The sequence below is a fragment of the Pseudomonas sp. B35(2017) genome (assembly GCF_002113645.1).
Classification (GTDB): domain Bacteria; phylum Pseudomonadota; class Gammaproteobacteria; order Pseudomonadales; family Pseudomonadaceae; genus Aquipseudomonas; species Aquipseudomonas ekonensis.
This window is the reverse complement of record NZ_NEIZ01000012.1, coordinates 22,681-40,982: the sequence shown is the minus strand read 5'-3', so window position 1 is coordinate 40,982 and position 18,302 is coordinate 22,681. Positions and strand designations below refer to the sequence as shown.

14 protein-coding genes are annotated in these 18,302 nt (G+C 65.6%); 9 read left to right on the top strand and 5 right to left on the bottom strand.

The features are described from left to right. Positions 1 to 50 precede the first annotated feature (50 nt). Genes CAG41_RS19100 through pepN form a run of 6 tightly spaced genes read left to right on the top strand, consistent with a single transcriptional unit; the run spans position 51 to position 6,567 of the window. Positions 51 to 941 (top strand): NAD(+) kinase, encoded by an 891-nt coding sequence (locus tag CAG41_RS19100; RefSeq protein WP_085583578.1) that lies wholly within the window; start codon positions 51 to 53, stop codon positions 939 to 941. After that, on the top strand, positions 938 to 1,912 hold the full coding sequence (locus CAG41_RS19095) for a metallophosphoesterase (protein ID WP_371857687.1): 975 nt from the start codon (positions 938 to 940) through the stop codon (positions 1,910 to 1,912). Before CAG41_RS19100 ends, CAG41_RS19095 begins: the two co-directional genes overlap by 4 nt. Further along, complete coding sequence (locus tag CAG41_RS19090) at positions 1,909 to 2,778, top strand: rhomboid family intramembrane serine protease (protein ID WP_085583582.1); 870 nt, start codon at positions 1,909 to 1,911, stop codon at positions 2,776 to 2,778. The genes CAG41_RS19095 and CAG41_RS19090 overlap by 4 nt, the downstream gene beginning before the upstream one ends. Positions 2,779 to 2,811: 33 nt before the next feature. Continuing rightward, positions 2,812 to 3,072: a YeaC family protein gene (locus tag CAG41_RS19085; protein ID WP_085583584.1), complete on the top strand. Its 261-nt coding sequence runs from the start codon at positions 2,812 to 2,814 to the stop codon at positions 3,070 to 3,072. After that, a complete protein-coding gene (locus CAG41_RS19080; protein ID WP_085583586.1) occupies positions 3,069 to 3,899 on the top strand; it encodes a DUF2797 domain-containing protein in 831 nt (276 codons plus the stop codon). Before CAG41_RS19085 ends, CAG41_RS19080 begins: the two co-directional genes overlap by 4 nt. A 10-nt stretch (positions 3,900 to 3,909) precedes the next feature. Then, positions 3,910 to 6,567, top strand: coding sequence for an aminopeptidase N (gene pepN / locus CAG41_RS19075; protein WP_085583589.1), 2,658 nt, complete (start codon positions 3,910 to 3,912; stop codon positions 6,565 to 6,567). Positions 6,568 to 6,770: 203 nt separating this feature from the next. On the opposite strand, the gene katG is transcribed toward pepN, so the two are convergent. Then, the gene (katG, locus tag CAG41_RS19070) at positions 6,771 to 9,038 is read right to left on the bottom strand and encodes a catalase/peroxidase HPI (protein WP_085583591.1); all 2,268 of its coding nucleotides are present in this window, start codon (positions 9,036 to 9,038) and stop codon (positions 6,771 to 6,773) included. A 327-nt stretch (positions 9,039 to 9,365) separates the two neighbouring features. Here katG and CAG41_RS19065 point away from each other — a divergent pair, with 327 nt between their 5' ends. After that, entirely contained in the window at positions 9,366 to 11,396 is a 2,031-nt protein-coding gene (locus CAG41_RS19065; protein WP_085707330.1) for a TonB-dependent receptor, read from the top strand. 49 nt (positions 11,397 to 11,445) lie between these two features. Here the strand turns inward: CAG41_RS19065 and CAG41_RS19060 are convergent, their stop codons facing one another. Next, complete coding sequence (locus CAG41_RS19060) at positions 11,446 to 13,656, bottom strand: LTA synthase family protein (RefSeq protein ID WP_085707329.1); 2,211 nt, start codon at positions 13,654 to 13,656, stop codon at positions 11,446 to 11,448. A gap of 274 nt (positions 13,657 to 13,930) precedes the next feature. Here CAG41_RS19060 and CAG41_RS19055 point away from each other — a divergent pair, with 274 nt between their 5' ends. Beyond that, positions 13,931 to 14,959, top strand: a complete 1,029-nt coding sequence (locus CAG41_RS19055; RefSeq protein ID WP_085583597.1) for a sterol desaturase family protein — start codon at positions 13,931 to 13,933, stop codon at positions 14,957 to 14,959. A 193-nt stretch (positions 14,960 to 15,152) separates the two neighbouring features. After that, complete coding sequence (locus tag CAG41_RS19050) at positions 15,153 to 15,569, top strand: organic hydroperoxide resistance protein (RefSeq protein ID WP_085583599.1); 417 nt, start codon at positions 15,153 to 15,155, stop codon at positions 15,567 to 15,569. A 49-nt stretch (positions 15,570 to 15,618) separates the two neighbouring features. Here the strand turns inward: CAG41_RS19050 and CAG41_RS19045 are convergent, their stop codons facing one another. From CAG41_RS19045 to CAG41_RS19035, 3 genes are all read right to left on the bottom strand, one after another. Beyond that, the gene (locus CAG41_RS19045; protein ID WP_085583601.1) at positions 15,619 to 16,098 is read right to left on the bottom strand and encodes a copper chaperone PCu(A)C; all 480 of its coding nucleotides are present in this window, start codon (positions 16,096 to 16,098) and stop codon (positions 15,619 to 15,621) included. Next, a complete protein-coding gene (locus tag CAG41_RS19040; RefSeq protein ID WP_085583603.1) occupies positions 16,098 to 16,703 on the bottom strand; it encodes an SCO family protein in 606 nt (201 codons plus the stop codon). Before CAG41_RS19040 ends, CAG41_RS19045 begins: the two co-directional genes overlap by 1 nt. 141 nt (positions 16,704 to 16,844) lie before the next feature. Beyond that, positions 16,845 to 18,257, bottom strand: coding sequence for an efflux transporter outer membrane subunit (locus tag CAG41_RS19035; RefSeq protein WP_085632687.1), 1,413 nt, complete (start codon positions 18,255 to 18,257; stop codon positions 16,845 to 16,847). Positions 18,258 to 18,302: the final 45 nt, after the last annotated feature.

The window sequence follows — 18,302 nt, the reverse complement described above, 5'->3', positions numbered from 1 at the left end:
GCTTTCGCCCATAATCGTGCTTTTCGCCGCATCCGCCCCGCAGGAGTCCCATGGAGCAATTTCGCAATATCGGCATCATCGGTCGCCTGGGCAGCTCCCAGGTGCTGGATACCGTCCGCCGACTGAAACGCTTTCTGCTCGATCGCCACCTGCACGTGATCCTCGAAGACACCATCGCCGAAGTCCTGCCGGGCCACGGCCTGCAGACGTCCTCGCGCAAGATGCTCGGCGAGGTCTGCGACATGGTCATCGTCGTCGGCGGCGACGGCAGCCTGCTCGGCGCCGCCCGGGCGCTGGCCCGGCACAACATACCGGTGCTGGGGATCAACCGCGGCAGCCTCGGCTTCCTCACCGACATCCGCCCCGACGAGCTGGAGGTCAAGGTCGCCGAAGTGCTCGACGGCCATTACCTGGTGGAGAACCGCTTCCTGCTCCAGGCCGAAGTGCGCCGCCACGCCGAAGCCATCGGCCAGGGCGATGCGCTGAACGACGTGGTGCTGCACCCCGGCAAGTCGACGCGGATGATCGAGTTCGAGCTGTACATCGACGGCCAGTTCGTCTGCAGCCAGAAGGCCGACGGCCTGATCGTCTCCACGCCCACCGGTTCCACGGCCTACGCGCTGTCCGCCGGCGGCCCGATCATGCATCCCAAGCTCGACGCCATTGTGATTGTGCCGATGTACCCCCATACCTTGTCCGGGCGGCCCATCGTGGTCGATGGCAACAGTGAGCTGAAAATCGTCGTGTCCAAAGATATGCAGATCTACCCGCAAGTGTCCTGCGACGGGCAGAACCACTTCACCTGCGCGCCGGGCGACACCATCACCGTCAGCAAGAAGGCGCAGAAGCTGCGCCTGATCCATCCGCTGGACCACAACTACTACGAAGTCTGCCGCACCAAGCTCGGCTGGGGCAGCAGGCTGGGTGGCGGAGGCGAGTGATGCTCGATCCTGCGCGAAGTTACGACCTGATCGGTGACGTGCACGGCTGCGCCCTGACGCTGGAGCATCTGCTGGACCGGCTCGGCTACCACAAGCAGGGCGGCGTCTGGCGGCATCCGTCGCGCATGGCGGTGTTCGTCGGCGACATCATCGACCGCGGCCCGCGGATCCGCGAGGCGCTGCACATCGTCCACGACATGGTCGAGGCCGGCCAAGCGCTGTGCATCATGGGCAACCACGAATTCAACGCCTTGGGCTGGAGCACGCCGGCGCTGCCCGGCAGCGGCAAGCAGTTCGTGCGCGAGCACACGCCGCGCCACGCGCGCCTGCTGCACGAGACCCTGACCCAATTCGAGCAGCACCCGCACGACTGGCACGACTTCCTGCAATGGTTCTACGAACTGCCGCTGGTGGCGGACGCCGGGCGTTTCCGCGTGGTGCACGCCTGCTGGGACGCCGGCATGATCGAACCGTTGCGCGGCCTGTTCCCCGATGCGCGCATTGACGAACACTTCCTCCAGGCCTCGGCCGTGCCGGGCAGCTTCGCCTGCACCGTGTTCGACCGCCTGCTGCGCGGCACCGACATGCGCCTGCCGGACGGCCTGACGATGACCAGCGGCGACGGCCTGGTGCGTTCGTTCTTCCGCACCAAGTTCTGGGAGGACGATCCGCAGACCTACGGCGACATTGTGTTCCAGCCCGACGCGTTGCCGGAGCCGGTGGCGCAGAAGCCTTTGACCTCGAGCGAGAAAAACAGCCTGCTGCGCTACGGCATCGATGAGCCTTTGCTGTTCGTCGGCCACTACTGGCGCAGCGGCAAGCCGGCGCCGATCCGGCCGAACCTCGCCTGCCTGGACTACAGCGCGGTGCTCTACGGCAAGCTGGTGGCCTATCGCCTGGATCAGGAAACCCGCCTCGATCCGCACAAGTTCGTTTGGGTCGACGTCGAGCGGCCGGAGGTGCTGCGATGAGCGCGGTGGCGGTATTGCGTCTGCCCTTGGCGGCGGACCTGAGCGGCTTCGTCAAACTGCTGCAGCGCATGCAGGTGCCCCACCGCGTCAGCGAAGAGGCGGGCGAGCAGGTGCTGTGGGTGCCGGCGGAGATCAGCGACGACGTGCGCTCGCTGTACGAGCGCTTCCCGGCCGGCGACCCCGACCTGCAACTGGACATCCCGGCGGGGCAGCCCCTCAGCCGTCCGGGCTTCGTCGAACAGCTGAAGTACGCCAAGGCCACGGCGTCCGTCCTGCTGCTGACGTTGATCGTCGCCGCGCTGACCCTGCTGGGCGACAACCTCGACACGATGCGCTGGCTGACCTTCCTCGAATTCCGCGTGGTCGGCGAGTACATCCAGTTCACGCCGCTGGCGGACAGCCTCGCGGCGGGGCAGTGGTGGCGGCTGGTCACGCCGATGCTGATCCACTTCGGCATCCTGCACCTGGCCATGAACGGCATGTGGTACTGGGAGCTGGGGCGGCGCATCGAGTCGCGCCAGGGCGGCGTCAACCTGATCGGCCTGACGCTGCTGTTCAGCCTGGTGTCGAACTTCGCCCAATACCTGTTCAGCGGCCCGACCCTGTTCGGCGGCCTGTCCGGCGTGCTCTACGGCCTGCTCGGGCACTGCTGGATCTTCCAGCTGCTGGCGCCGAACCCGGCCTACCGCCTGCCGCGCGGCGTGCTGGTGATGATGCTGGTGTGGCTGCTGGTGTGCCTGTCCGGGCTGGTCTCGGCCATCGGCTTCGGCCAGATCGCCAACGCCGCCCACGTCGGCGGGCTGTTCATCGGATGCTTCACCGGCCTGTTGGGCGGTTTGTACAACCGCCGTAAACTGGCCGCCTGAACCGTTTACTGGAAAAAGAGACCGGAGACCCTGATGTCCTCTTTCAACGAAATGATCAAAAACATCACCCCGGACATCTACCGCAGCCTGAAGCTGGCGGTGGAGATCGGCAAGTGGTCGGACGGCAACAAGCTCACTGCCGAGCAGCGCGAACTGTCGCTGCAGGCGATGATCGCCTGGGAGATCCAGAACCTGCCCGAGGAAGAGCGCACCGGTTACATGGGCCCGCAAGAGTGCTCGTCGAAGTCGATCGAAGTGCCGAACATCCTGTTCAAGTCGGACGCCATCCATTGATCGAGATCGGCCGCGGTTCCATCAGCAAGATGTCGGCGCGCCTGGACGGGGCCGACGTGCAGTACGCGTTTCGTCTGGACGGCGTCGAGGTGCCGGTCAACCCGTTGATCGGCAGCACGCTGCGTCTGGAGTACCTGGGGGCGATCCACTGCACCCATTGCGGACGCAAGACCAAGACCAGCTTCAGTCAGGGCTACTGCTACCCGTGCATGACCAAGCTGGCCCAGTGCGACGTGTGCATCATGAGCCCGGAGCGGTGCCACTACGATGCCGGCACCTGTCGGGAGCCCGAGTGGGGCGAAAAATTCTGCATGACCGACCACGTCGTGTACCTGGCCAACTCCTCCGGGATCAAGGTCGGCATCACCCGCGCCACCCAGCTGCCGACCCGCTGGCTCGACCAGGGCGCCAGCCAGGCGCTGCCGATCCTGCGTGTCGCCACCCGCCAGCAGTCGGGGTTCGTCGAGGATCTGCTGCGCACCCAGGTGGCGGACAAGACCAACTGGCGCGCCTTGCTCAAGGGCGATGCCGAGGCGGTGGACCTGGTGCAGGTGCGCGACCGGTTGTTCGACAGCTGTGCCGAAGGCCTGCTGGGCCTGCAGCAGCGATTCGGCCTACAAGCGATTCAGAAAGTTACCGACGTACAACCGCTGGAGATCCGCTATCCGGTGGAGCAATACCCGGCCAAAATCGTCAGCTTCAACCTGGACAAGAACCCGATTGCCGAAGGCACCCTGTTGGGGATCAAGGGCCAGTACCTGATCTTCGACACCGGCGTGATCAACATTCGCAAGTACACGGCCTACCAGCTCGCCGTGCATCAATAAGGACGCCAGCATGCGCACCGAACAACCGAAGATGATCTACCTGAAGGACTATCAGGCGCCCGAGTACCTGATCGACGAAACGCACCTGACCTTCGAGTTGTTCGAGGATCACAGCCTGGTGCACGCGCAACTGGTGATGCGCCGCAACCCGGCCCGCGGCCCGGGCCTGCCGCCGCTGGTGCTCGACGGCCAGCAGCTGGAGCTGCTGTCGGTGACCCTGGCCGACCAGGAACTGGGCGCCGCCGACTACCAACTGACCGACAGCCACCTGACCCTGCACCCGGCCAGCGAGACCTTCACGGTCGACACCAGCGTGCGCATCCACCCGGAGAGCAACACCGCGCTGGAAGGCCTGTACAAGTCCGGCCGCATGTTCTGCACCCAGTGCGAGGCCGAAGGGTTCCGCAAGATCACCTATTACCTCGACCGCCCGGACGTGATGAGCAAGTTCACCACCACCGTGGTGGCCGAGCAGCACAGCTACCCGGTGCTGCTGTCCAACGGCAACCCGGTCGCCTCGGGCCCCGGCGAAGACGGCCGGCATTGGGCGACCTGGGAAGACCCGTTCATGAAGCCGGCCTACCTGTTCGCGCTGGTGGCCGGTGACCTGTGGTGCGTCGAGGACAGCTTCACCACCATGAGCCAGCGCACCGTGGCGCTGCGCATCTATGTCGAGCCGGAAAACATCGACAAGTGCCAGCACGCCATGAACAGCCTGAAGAAGTCCATGCGCTGGGACGAAGAGGTCTACGGCCGCGAGTACGACCTGGACATCTTCATGATCGTCGCCGTGAACGACTTCAACATGGGCGCCATGGAGAACAAGGGCCTCAACATCTTCAACTCCAGCGCCGTGCTGGCCCGCGCCGAGACCGCCACCGACGCCGCGCACCAGCGGGTCGAGGCCATCGTCGCCCACGAGTACTTCCACAACTGGTCGGGCAACCGCGTGACCTGCCGCGACTGGTTCCAGCTGTCGCTCAAGGAAGGCTTCACCGTGTTCCGCGACGCCGGTTTCTCCTCGGACATGAACTCGGCCACGGTCAAGCGCATCCAGGACGTGGCGTACCTGCGCACCCACCAGTTCGCCGAAGACGCCGGCCCCATGGCCCACGCCGTGCGCCCGGACAGCTTCATCGAGATCTCCAACTTCTACACCCTCACCGTTTACGAGAAGGGCTCGGAAGTGGTCGGCATGATCCACACGCTGCTGGGTGCCGAGGGCTTCCGCAAGGGCAGCGACCTGTACTTCCAGCGCCACGACGGCCAGGCCGTGACCTGCGACGATTTCGTCAAGGCCATGGAGGACGCCAACGGCGTCGACCTGACCCAGTTCAAGCGCTGGTACAGCCAGGCCGGCACGCCGCGCCTGGCGGTGAGCGAGTCCTACGACGCCGCTGCGAAGACCTACAGCCTGACGTTCCGCCAGAGCTGCCCGGCGACCCCGGACAAGGTCGAGAAGCTACCGTTCGTGATCCCGGTCGAGCTGGGCCTGCTGGACAGCCAGGGCAACGCCGTCGCGCTGCGCCTGGCGGGCGAAGCCTCGGCGCAGGGCACCTCCCGGGTGATCTCGGTGACCGAGGCCGAGCAGACCTTCACCTTCGTCGACGTCGCCGAGCAGCCGCTGCCTTCGCTGCTGCGCGGCTTCTCCGCGCCGGTGAAGCTCAGCTTCCCGTACAGCCGCGACCAGCTGATGTTCCTGATGCAGCATGACAGCGACGGCTTCAACCGTTGGGATGCCGGTCAGCAACTGTCGGTGCTGGTGCTGCAGGAACTGATCGCCCAACAGCAGAAGGGTGAGCCCCTGGTGCTGGATCCGCGCCTGGTGTCGGCCCTGCGCACCGTGCTGGCCGACGAGTCGCTGGACCAGGCCATGGTCGCGGAGATGCTGTCGCTGCCGAGCGAAGCCTACCTGACCGAGATCAGCGAGACGGCCGACGTCGACGCGATCCACACCGCCCGGGAGTTCGCCCGCCGGCAACTGGCGGACAACCTGTTCGAAGCGCTGTGGCTGCGTTACCAGGCCAACCGCGACCTGTCGAAGAAGACGCCGTACGTGGCCGAAGCCGAGCACTTCGCCCGCCGTGCGCTGCAGAACATCGCGCTGTCGTACCTGATGCTCAGCGGCAAGCCTGAGGTGCTCGCCGCCACGCTTGAGCAGTTCGACACCTGCGACAACATGACCGAACGCCTGACGGCGCTGGCCGTGCTGGTCAACTCGCCGTTCGAGGAGCAGAAGGCCAAGGCCCTGGCCACGTTCGCCGAGCACTTCAAGGACAATCCGCTGGTCATGGACCAGTGGTTCAGCGTGCAGGCCGGCAGCACCTTGCCGGGCGGTCTGGCCCGGGTGAAGGCGCTGATGCAGCACCCGGCGTTCAGCATCAAGAACCCGAACAAGGTACGTGCGCTGATCGGCGCGTTCGCCGGGCAGAACCTGATCAACTTCCACGCGGCGGACGGTTCGGGCTATCGCTTCCTGGCGGACCTTGTGATCGAACTGAACGCGCTCAACCCGCAGATCGCTTCGCGGCAACTGGCGCCGCTGACCCGCTGGCGCAAATACGACAGCGCCCGTCAGGCGCTGATGAAGGGCGAACTGGAGCGGATCCTCGCGTCCGGCCAGCTGTCCAGCGATGTGTATGAAGTGGTGAGCAAGAGCCTGGCCTGAGGTAGATGTGGGGCTGGCCAAGAGCCGGCAACCCCACAAAACCCTGTGGGAGCCCGGCCTGATGTGGATGTGGGGTTGATCCAGGTGCCGGTCACTCCACAGAACCCTGTGGGAGCTGGCTTGCCAGCGATGACGTCTGACCAGGCAATGCGTCAGTGTCTGTCATCGCGGGCAGGCCCGCTCCCACCGGTTTTGGCTTGACGCTATTTCAGGTCAAACCGGTCCAGCTCCATCACCTTGCTCCACGCTGCCACGAAGTCCTTCACAAACTGATCCTTCGCATCGGCACTGGCGTACACCTCGGCCAGCGCACGCAGCTGCGCGTTGGAGCCGAACACCAGATCCACCCGGGTCGCGGTCCATTTCACGTTGCCGGTCTTGCGGTCCTTGCCTTCGAACTCATCGGCGGCTTTCGACGTCGGCGCCCATTCGACGCCCATGTCCAGCAGGTTGCGGAAGAAGTCGTTGGTCAAGGTGCCGGGACGGTCGGTGAACACGCCATGCTTGGTTTGGCCGGCGTTGGTGTCCAGCACCCGCAGGCCGCCGAGCAGCACGGTCATCTCCGGCGCCGACAGGGTGAGCAGTTGCGCCTTGTCGATCAGCAGCGCTTCGGCCGATACCCGGTACGTGGCCTTGGCGTAGTTGCGGAAGCCGTCGGTGTGCGGTTCAAGGAAACCGAAGGAGTCCACGTCCGTCTGGTCTTGCGTGGCGTCGGTGCGGCCGGGCGAGAAGGGCACGGTGACCGAATGCCCGGCATTTTTCGCCGCTTGTTCGACGCCGGCATTGCCGGCCAGCACGATCAGGTCGGCGAAGGAGATTTTCGTGCCGCCATGGCTGTCGTTGAACTGATTGCGGATGCCGTCGAGTGTCGCCAGCACCTTGGCCAGTTGCTCGGGCTGGTTCGCCGCCCAGAACACCTGAGGCGCCAGGCGCAGACGCCCGCCGTTGGCGCCGCCGCGTTTGTCAGAGCCGCGGAAGGTGGATGCGGCGGCCCAAGCGGTGGAGACCAACTGCGACACCGTGAGCCCTGAGGCGAGCACTTTGCTCTTGAGCTCGGCGATTTCGCTGTCGCCCACCAGCGGGTGATCGACCGCCGGGATCGGATCCTGCCAGAGCAGTTCCTCGTTGGGATTTTCCGGACCGAGGTAACGGGACAGCGGGCCCATGTCGCGGTGGATCAGCTTGTACCAGGCCCGGGCGAAGGCGTCGGCCAGTTGATCGGGGTTGGCCAGGAAGCGCCGCGAAATCTGCTCGTAGGCCGGGTCGAAGCGCAGGGCCAGGTCGGAGGTCAGCATGGTCGGGTCGCGGCGTTTGCCGGGGTCGTGGGCATCGGGAATGGTGCCGGCGCCGGCGCCGTTCTTCGGTTTCCACTGATGGGCGCCGGCGGGGCTCTTGGTCAGTTCCCATTCGTAGCCGAACAGGTTCTCCAGGTAGTTGTTGCTCCATTTCGTCGGCGTGGTGGTCCAAGTCACTTCCAGGCCGCTGGTGATGGCGTCGCCGCCCTTGCCGGTGCCGAAGGTGCTTTTCCAGCCCAGGCCCTGCTGCTCAAGGCCTGCCGCTTCCGGTTCCGGGCCGACATGGTCGGCGGGGCCGGCGCCGTGGGTCTTGCCGAACGCGTGGCCGCCGGCGATCAGGGCCACGGTCTCTTCGTCGTTCATGGCCATGCGGCCGAAGGTTTCGCGGATGTCCTTGGCCGATGCCACCGGGTCGGGATTGCCTTCAGGGCCTTCCGGGTTGACGTAGATCAGGCCCATCTGCACGGCGGCCAGCGGGTTTTCCAGATTGCGCTCGCCCTGGTTGGTGCGGCTTTCCTCGCTGCCGTGGATGGCCGGTTCGGCCACCAGGGTGCCGTCGCCCGGCGGCTGCACGTCCGGGCCTTTGCCGTAGCGGTTGTCGCCGCCGAGCCAGGTGGTTTCCGAACCCCAGTAGACGTCTTCATCGGGTTCCCAGACGTCCGGGCGGCCGCCAGAGAAGCCGAAGGTCTTGAAGCCCATGGACTCCAGCGCGACGTTACCGGTCAGCACGATCAGATCGGCCCAGGAGATGTTGCGGCCGTACTTTTGCTTGATCGGCCACAGCAGGCGCCGGGCCTTGTCGAGGCTGACGTTGTCCGGCCAGCTGTTGAGCGGTGCGAAGCGCTGCTGGCCGGAGCCGGCGCCGCCGCGGCCGTCGGCGGTGCGGTAGGTGCCGGCGCTGTGCCAGGCCATGCGGATGAACAGCGGGCCGTAGTGGCCGAAGTCGGCCGGCCACCAGTCCTGGGAGTCGGTCATCAGCGCCGTCAGGTCGCGTTTGAGGGCCTGGAAGTCCAGGCTCTTGAAGGCCTTGGCGTAGTCGAAGTCCTTGCCCAGCGGATCGGACTTGGGCGAATGCTGGCTGAGGATCTTCAGGTTCAGTTGATTGGGCCACCAGTCGCGGTTCGTCGTGCCACCGCCGGCGGCGTGATTGAACGGGCATTTCGATTCGTTTGCCATGTCCGGGTCCTTATCAGGTCTTCTGCGGCCGGCTCGTGCCGACTTCGGACTAGTAAGGCTAGTCCCGACTCCGGCAGTCGGCTAATAGGCCGACTATTGGAGGCCGATAGGGGAAAGCTTTCAGGTCTTTACGGGGTGATGCGCCGTGTTGATACGTGGGATGCACCCGCGAGAACCGCGTGGTTGAGCGGTTGCCGCATCTCGGCTGGCAGAACAGTGATGGCAAATAGAAATGTTATTGTATAACATTAATTTTGTTTCATCCTGTCTCGGTGTGTCGTCCATGACTGCCGGCGACGTTCACTCTTCTGTCTATGGAATCCAGAAATGTCTGCCCGTCCTCTCCCTTGGCGCCTGACGCCCCTGGCCGCTGCGCTGCTGTTCGCATCGCCCCTGGTCGCCGCCGAACCCCTCGAACTGCAACCGCAGGTCATCACCGCCAACCCGCTGGGCAGCCAGACCCTCGCAGCGCCGTCGACGGTGCTGTCCGGCGATGACCTGACGTTTCAGCAGAAGGGCAGCCTCGGCGAAACCCTGAACAAGCAACCGGGCGTTTCATCGTCGTACTTCGGCCCCGGCGCGAGCCGGCCGATCATCCGGGGCCAGGACGGCGACCGCATCCGCATCCTGCGCAACGGCGTCGGCGCGTTGGACGCCTCGTCGCTGTCCTATGACCATGCGGTGCCGCTGGATCCGGTCAACGTCGAGCGCGTCGAGATCGTCCGTGGCCCGGCGGCGCTGCTGTACGGCGGCAGCGCCATCGGCGGGGTGGTCAACACCTTCGACAACCGCATTCCCACCGAAGCCATCGACGGCATTCACGGTGCCGGCGAGTTGCGCTATGGCGGCGCCGACACCACCCGCAGCAGCGCCGGCAAGCTGGAGGCGGGCAATGGGCAATTTGCGTTGCACGTAGACGCCAGCGCCCGGGAGTTCAACGACCTGAAGATCCCCGGCTACGCCAAGACCGGCCGTGAACGCGCCGACGATGACGGTGATGCGAAAAAGCACCGTCTGGCCAACAGCGACGGTCGCCAGGACGGCGGCGCGGTGGGGAGTTCCTACACCTGGGACGACGGTTATGCCGGTCTTTCCTACAGCCATTACGATTCGAACTACGGCTCGCCCGCCGAAGACGACGTGCGCATCCGCATGCAACAGGACCACTACGCCTTTGCCTCGGAAATCCGCAACCTGGACGGCCCCTTCAGTTCGGTGAAGTTCGACGCCGGCTACACCGATTACGAACACCGGGAAATCGAAGGCGGCGAAACCGGCACCTCCTTCAAGAACAAAGGATACGAAGCGCGGGTCGAGGCCCGGCACCAGCCGCTGGGGCCGCTCAATGGTGTGATCGGCGCCCAGGTCAGCCGCAATGAATTCTCTGCTCTGGGCGAAGAAGCGTTCGTGCCGCAGACCGACACCAACGCCGGCGCGCTGTTCCTCCTGGAGGAACTGCAAGCCACGGACCGGTTGCTGCTGACCCTGGGCGGACGCCTGGAACACACCACCGTCGACCCCGACGCCAAAGGCAAGGAGCGTTTCGCCGAGGCCGGCCGCTCCAGCAACTTCACCGCCGGCAGCCTGTCGTCCGGTGCGGTGTACACCCTGACGCCTGTCTGGTCGGTCGCCGCGACCCTGGGCTACACCGAACGGGCGCCGACGTTCTACGAGCTGTATGCCAACGGCGCCCACGTGGCTACCGGCACCTACGAGGTCGGCGATGCCGGCCTGTCGAAAGAGAAGGCGGTGTCCAGCGACCTGGCGCTGCGTTTCGACAACGGCACCCACAAGGGCAGCGTCGGTGTGTTCTACAGCCACTTCTCCAACTACATCGGCCTGTTGAGTACCGGTCGCACGCTCAATGATGAAGGCGAACAAGACGCCGACGGCATGCCGGAGTACGCCTATTCGGGCGTGCGTGCGCGCTTCAGCGGAATCGAGGCGCAGGATCGCTGGGAGCTCGGCGAAAACGCCTACGGCAAATTCGCCCTGGAGTTGTCCGGCGACTACACCCGGGCGAAAAACCTCGACACCGGCCAAGACCTGCCGCGCATCGCGCCGCTGCGCCTGAACAGCGGGCTGGTCTGGAGCCTGGACCGTTGGCAGGCGCGGCTCGATGTCGAGCACGCCAGCTCGCAGCACCGCGTGCCGGACAACGAAAGCCGAACTGACGGCTACACCACGCTGGGGGCCAATGTGGGTTACAACTTCGATGTCGGCCGGAGCAAATGGCTGGCCTTCGTCAATGCCGAGAACCTGACTGACCAGACCGTACGCTACGCCAGTTCGATCCTGCGCGACATTGCGCCGGCGCAGGGGCGCAGCATCCAGGTGGGGTTGCGCACCACGTTCTGATCCACGGATCCGCCGACGTCCCACGCTAGGCGGGACGTCGGCGCCGGCCTCAGCTCGACTGCGCCGTGTCGTCCGCCGGCACTTCGTCCAGCAGGTCATCCTGGCCGGGCAGTTCGGTGATCACGCTGAAGTCACTGACCTCGACCGCGCCCGCCCCGTAACCCAGCAGGTGGAAGGAGAACGCCTTGCGCGCCATCGGGTTGTCGAAGCTGAAGTCCATCTCCAGCGGCTGATCGGCGGTGGCGACCATTTCCGTCGGCAGGCCCAGTTGCACGTCCTGCTCCATTTCCTTGGCCTTGAGCTGGATGAAGGCGGCCTGCGCCGGATCGACCGAGCGCACGGTCAGGCGCACGCGGGTGTGGGAACCCTTGGGCATCTCCAGGTACTGCGCGCCGATCAGGTTGTCGGCCCAGTCGTCCTTGATCTGCGCCTGCAGCGGGATCACGTTGGAGCTGCCGAACTGGTAGCGCTGATTCAGCGGCGAACGCAGCAGCGACAGGTCCAGCGCCGTGGCGCGGGCGGCGATCTGCCGTGCGCTCTGGCCGCTGGCGTTGCCCTTGAACGTGGCGCTGTCGGCGATGAAGCCGGCGCTGGCGTAATCCCGGCAGCGGCGCGGCATGTCGCACTCGGTCAGCACGCCCTGGCCGTTGTGGTAGCGCAGCTTACCGTTGGTGAAGGACATGATCTCGCGGCCCGTGTCGTAGTCGCGAAACAGCGAACGGCCGCTCAGGGCGGTGGGCACCGGCAGGTCGAAGTAGTCGAGGATCGATGCGCTGAGGTCGACATGGCCGTAGACGCCTGCGTTCAGCCGCGGCAATTGCGCGTGCTCCGGGGCCAGGGTCAGGTTGAAGCCCCAGGACGAGGCCAGGCGCACGCCGTCGATGCCGTGGGACTCGTCGGAGGTGATCACCACCAGCGTGTCCTTGAGCACGCCCTGGCGTTCGAGGCCGGTCAGGAACACTTCCAGCGCATCGTCCAGATACCCGACGGCGGCCTGTTTCGGCGTGTCGTAGCGTTGCAGGTACTCGTCCGGCGCGGAGTAGGGCTGGTGGGTGCCGACGGTCAGCAGGGTGAGCATCCACGGCTGCTTCTGCTTCTTCAGTTGGGCGACGTAGTCCAGCGCGCCTTCGAAGAACGCCTTGTCGTCCTTGCCCCACGGGAATTCCAGGTAGTTGGCGCGGGTGAACCATTCAAGGCCGTGGGTCGCATCGAAACCGATGTGCGGCATGATCTTGTCTTTGGCCATGAACCGCAGGCCGGCGCCTTGCAGGTAGTGGGTGGCGAAACCGTGCTGGCGCAGTTGGGACGGCAGACAGGCCTGGTTGCGTTCGTTCTGGGTGAGCATCTCGACGCCCTTGGGCGTGCCGTTGTCGAGCTTGTCGTAATCGCCGCAGAGCATGGCGTACAGGCCGCGGATGGTCTGGTGGGTGTGCAGCACGTAGTCCGGGGTGTTCATGCCGCGCTCGGCCCAGCGGCTGAGGTTGGGCATGAGGTTTTCCCGGTAATGGCTGCCGATGGCCTCACGGTTGGCGCCGATGTAGGCGCCGGGGATGCCTTCCAGGGCGACGATCAGGACGTTGCGGGCCTGCCCCGGGGCGCTCAGCAGCTTGTGGCCGTTCAGGTCCAGGTCGGTGAGCCCGGCCATGGGCGGGGCGGTGTGTTCGACGTCGCCCGCCAGCCATTCTTCGGCCTGCATCTGCGCGTCGGCGACCTGGGCGGCGAGCAATTGATGGGGCAGGTTGTACAGGCGCCACGGGTCGGCGTCGCTGGGGGCGACATGCTGCGCGGCCCAATGGGCGCCGAACAGCAGCAGCGGTGCCGCCCAGGCGGCGCGGGGCAATGCCTTGGCTTCGGTGGTGCGGCCGGCCCAACGGGTCAGCAGCCACAGCGCCAGGGCCAGCAGCAGGGCAACGGCCACGCCGGGATGGGCGAAGCCGCCGCCGGTGGAGTTTTCCACGAACTGCGGGTCGATCAGGTAATGCAGGTCCGCCGGGTTCGGCAGGCGGCCGACGGCGCTGACAAGCTCCGCGGTCGCCACCGCCAGCAGTCCCCAGAACAGCAGCAGCGGCAGCGCCAGCCACCACGGCCGGCGGTGCAGCAGCACCACCAGCAGGCTGCCGATGGCCAGGTCCGACAGGTAACCGAACGTGGACGACCATCCCAGCGCCGCACGCAGGCACACGGGCACGATCAGCGCCAGGGTGATCAGGGAGAAGAGGCGGGCGTGAGGATGCCGCAACCGGTGAAAGAGAGCGTTCACGAAAAAAGACCTTCCAGCCATCAAACCGTCATAAAAGTGTGCGCGATGATACCAAGGGCAGGCATTCGGATCGCGCGATTAAACGCAGGCCAAGATCGGCCCCGGACACATCCGGCGGGCACGGGCCGGCGAATCGCGGGCGCGGGCGGTTGGGACAGGGGACGCTTTTTTGTATCAACCTATTTAAAAAGTATTAATGCCTTTGATCCGGCCCGGCTGCATTTGCGAAACATTGCGATTTACAATGCGCCACCTCTGATGGAGTCCGATCCTCGTGGATGTGTTCGCGCAACTCTCGACAGGCCTCAACCATTTCGTGATAGCTCCGGTCACCGGGCAGTTCCTTGGCCTGTTCGATCTGAACGGGCGCCTCGGCGTGGTGTTTCTGCTGGCCTCCTACGCCGTGGCCTACGGGCTGTTCCGTCACCGCAAACGGCGTGGCCTGACCGGGGCGGGTTCGTTCTGGCAGTTCATCGGTGGCGGCCGGATCCACGGCCACCGCTCGGCGTGGCTGGATTACCGCTACTACTTCATCAAGGCCATCCTGCGGGTCGCGCTGGTGCTGCCGGTCGTCGGCCTGGTCGATCCGTACATCCTGCGCTCCGGCGACTACCAGCGGTTTTTCACGCAACTGTGGGGCGCCCGGGAACAACTTCCCGATCATCCGTTGCTCGCCGTGTCCTACGGGCTGGGCGTGTTCCTGTTCAGGGATTTCCTGCATTACTGGATCCACCGGGCCTTTCATTCCCGCTGGCTGTGGGAATTCCACAAGGTCCACCATTCGGCGCCGGTGCTGGTGCCGGCCACGGCCAGCCGGATCCACATCGTCGAGTCGCTGGTCGAGCGGCTCGTCATCACTGCCGGCCTCGGCGCCTTCGCCGGTGCGGTCTGGTATGCCTGCGGCGGGGAGGTCAGCCGCTACACCCTGTTCGGCGTGACCTGGCTGGTGCTGATTGTCAACAGCCTGGGGGCCAACCTGCGCCACAGCCATGTCTGGCTGTCGTTCGGGCCTGCGCTCGAGCATGTGCTCAACAGCCCGGCCCAGCACCAGATCCACCACAGCGACGCCCCGCGCCATTTCAACAAGAACTTCGCCATCAACCTGTCGCTGTGGGACTGGCTGTTCGGCACGCTATACGTGACTACACCGAAGCCTGAGGCCTTGCGCTTCGGCACGGGGGAGCAGGATCGCGAGCGTTACCTGACGCTGTACGGGCTGGTCATCACGCCGTTCGTGGAGACGGCGCGCAAGCTGTTCCCAGAATCCGTGTGGGGGCGAGGGTGGTGGGTCAGGCACCGGTGATGTCGCCTGTGCCGGCCTCATCGCTTGCAGGCAAGCGCCTACAGTTTTGGTGGTGTGCATGAATCTTGCGAACGCCCGGCATTCCGTGAACGCCCGTCTATAGTGAGAAGGCTGTGCGAAATGGGTGGTGCGCCTGTCGGTGATCGGCGGGGCGCCGAGACGACAGGCTGTGCCTCTGAATCAGGAGATCGCCATGAGCCAGATCGATAAAGTGCTGTACACCGCAAAGACCCACACCACCGGCGGACGTGACGGCGCTTCGCGCAGTTCCGACGGCATCCTTGACGTGAAACTGTCCTCGCCCGGCAGCAACGGCGGCGGCACCAACCCGGAACAGCTGTTCGCCGCCGGCTGGTCGGCGTGCTTCATCGGCGCGATGAAGGCGGTGGGCGCGCAACAGAAGATCAGCATTCCGGCGGACGTGGCCGTGGACGCCGAAGTGGACCTGGGCACCAATGCCGGAGGGTATCTGCTGCAGGCGCGGCTCAACGTGAGCCTGCCGGGGATGGAGCGCGCCGCCGCGCAGAAGCTGGTGGAGGATGCGCATCAGGTGTGCCCTTATTCCAAGGCCACGCGCAACAACATCCAGGTCGAGGTGAAACTGGTCTGAGCCCAGGCGGCCCGCCCGCGTTGCGCGGGCAGGCCGGTTCAGCCGGGGATCAATGCATCTTGCTGTGATCGTGGCCTTGCATGTGGGTCAGCGAACGCACGGCGGCCTTCACTTCAACCGTTTCCTGCTCGCCCTTGGCGTTCTCGACGGTCAGGGTCAGCGGCACGCTGTCGCCTTCCTTCACCTGGCCGGTCAGGCCCATCAGCATCACGTGGTAGCCGCTCGGGTCGAAGGTCACGGCCTTGCCGGCCGGCAGGTCGACGGAGGCCACCGGGCCCATCTTCATCACGTCGTCCTTCATGCTCATTTCGTGGATCTGCACGTCCTTGGCCACCGGCGACGCCACCTTGACCAGTTTGCTGTCGCTGTCGGCGGTGACGGTCATGAACGCGCCGGTCGCCGGCTGGCTGGCGACGGTCGCGCGCACCCAGGCGTCATCGACCTTGGTCTGCGCCGACGCCTGGAAAGCCAGGCCCAGCAGGGACAGGGCGCAAGCGGCACGTTTGAGGGTGTTCAGAACGGGGTGCATCAGCAGACCTCCATAACGGTAAGCAAATCTTCCGTGCACTCTTGTGCCGAAAGCGATTGGGACAGGCCCAGGCGCAGTTCGCCCCGGGAGTCGTAGACGTAGCTGGTGGCGGTGTGGGAGATCGTGTAGGTGTCGCCGGCCGGCACCTTCTCGAAGAACACGTCGAATTCCTTGGCCGTGGCCTTGGTCTCTTCCAGGGTGCCGTACAGCGCGACGAAACTCGGGTCGAAGGCCTTGACGTAGGTGTCGAGGATCTGCGGCGTGTCGCGCTCAGGGTCCAGGGTGATGAAGATCACCTGCAGGCGGTCGCCGTCCTTGCCCATCAGCTTCTTGATCTTCGCCGCGCGGGCCAGCGTGGTGGGGCAGATGGCCGGGCATTGGGTGAAGCCGAAGAAGACCATCGGCATCATGCCGCGAAAGCTCGACAGCGTCAGGGTGTTGCCTTCGGTGTCCTTGAGCTTGAAGGTGCGTCCCAGGATCTTGTTGCTCAGATCCTTGCCGTACTTGTACGACAGTTCGCCACGGGTGTCGCAGCCGGCGAGCAGGCCCAGGCCCAGCACCCCCATGCCGGCCAGCACCTGGCGGCGGGTCAACGAAGCGGTCATCGATTTAGCGCCCTTTGCGAGCCCGTCGGCGTGCAGCCGTCCGGGCGGGGTTACCGTAAAAGCGGCGCATGATAGCAAAGCGGGGAGCGCTCCCGGCTGCCGAACGGCGGTCTAGACACATGGTGCGACAAATGGCCGCGATCAGTGGGCGGCGTCCGGCAGCGCCTTCCAGCCCCCGCCCAGGGCGGTGTACAGGTTCACTTCGGCGACCAGTTGCGCCAGCCGGTCGTTGATCAGGCCTTGCTGGGAACTGAACAGCGAGCGCTGGGCGTCGAGGAACGTCAGGCTGCTGTCGACGCCGCTCAGATAGCGGTGCTGCGCCATGTCGTAGTAGTCCTGGGTGGCCTGCACGAGGTCGTGCTGGGCCTGAAGCTGATCCCGGTAGGTCTTGCGCGCCGCCAGGCCGTCGGCCACTTCCTGAAACGCGGTCTGGATCGACTTTTCGTACTCGGCCACCGTGATGTCCTTCTGCAGCTTGGCGTAGTCCAGGCTGGCGCGCAGGCTGCCGGCATTGAACACCGGCAGGTTGAGCTGCGGCTGGAACGTCCAGGCGCCGGAACCGCCCTTGAACAGCCCGGCCAGGTCGGTGCTGGACGTTCCCGCATTGGCGGTCAGGCTGACGCTGGGAAAGAACGCCGCCCGCGCCGCGCCGATGTTGGCGTTGGCGGCCTTGAGCTTGTACTCGGCCTGAAGGATGTCCGGGCGGCGCTGCAGCAGGTCCGACGGCAATCCCGCCGGCAGCTGCGCCACCAGGTCGTTGGCCAGCGGCAGCGCCGGCAGGTGTTCCGGGATCGGCGCCCCCACCAGCAGCGTCAGGCTGTTCAGGTCCTGAGCCACCTGCCGCTGATAGCGCGCCAGGCTGGCGCGGGTGCTGTCGACGCTGGTCTGCGCCTGGATCTGCTCCAGCGCCGACGATTTGCCGGCCTCGCGGCTGCGGGTGGTCAGGCGCAGGCTCTGTTCGTCGGCGGCCAGGGTTTCCTGGGTCAGGGCCAGCAGTTCCTGGTCGGCGCGCCAGGTCAGGTAGGCGCTGGCGACGTTGGCCACCAGGCTCAGCTGTGCGCTGCGCCGGGCCTCTTCGGTGGACAGCCAGGTCATCAGCGCCTGCTCGCTGAGGCTGCGCACCCGGCCGAAGAAGTCCAGCTCGTAGGCGCTGACCCCGAGGTTCACCGCATAGGTCGAGGTGATCATCGCCTTGGTCCGGGTGACGCTGGGCGGCATGCGCCGGCGCAGTTCGTTGCCGTTGGCCGACACCGCCGGAAAGAGGTCGGCGCGTTGGATCCGGTACTGCGCCTGGAAGGCCTCGACGTTGAGCGCCGCCACCCGCAGGTCGCGGTTGTTGGCCAACGCGCTTTCGATCAACTGTTCCAGGGCCGGATCGTTGAACAGCCCCCGCCAGTCGTCGACGCCGACCGCAGGCTGCGTGTTCGCCGCGTAGGCCGGGCCTTGCGGATACTGCGCGGCATTGGGCGACTCGGGGCGGCGATACTCGGGAATCAACGAACAGCCGCTCAAAAGCAGGGCGGCGCACAGCAGGGAAAAGGGCAACCTGGACATCAAACAGCCTCATGCACGCAAAGAACGGGCGCCGCTGTGCAGGGG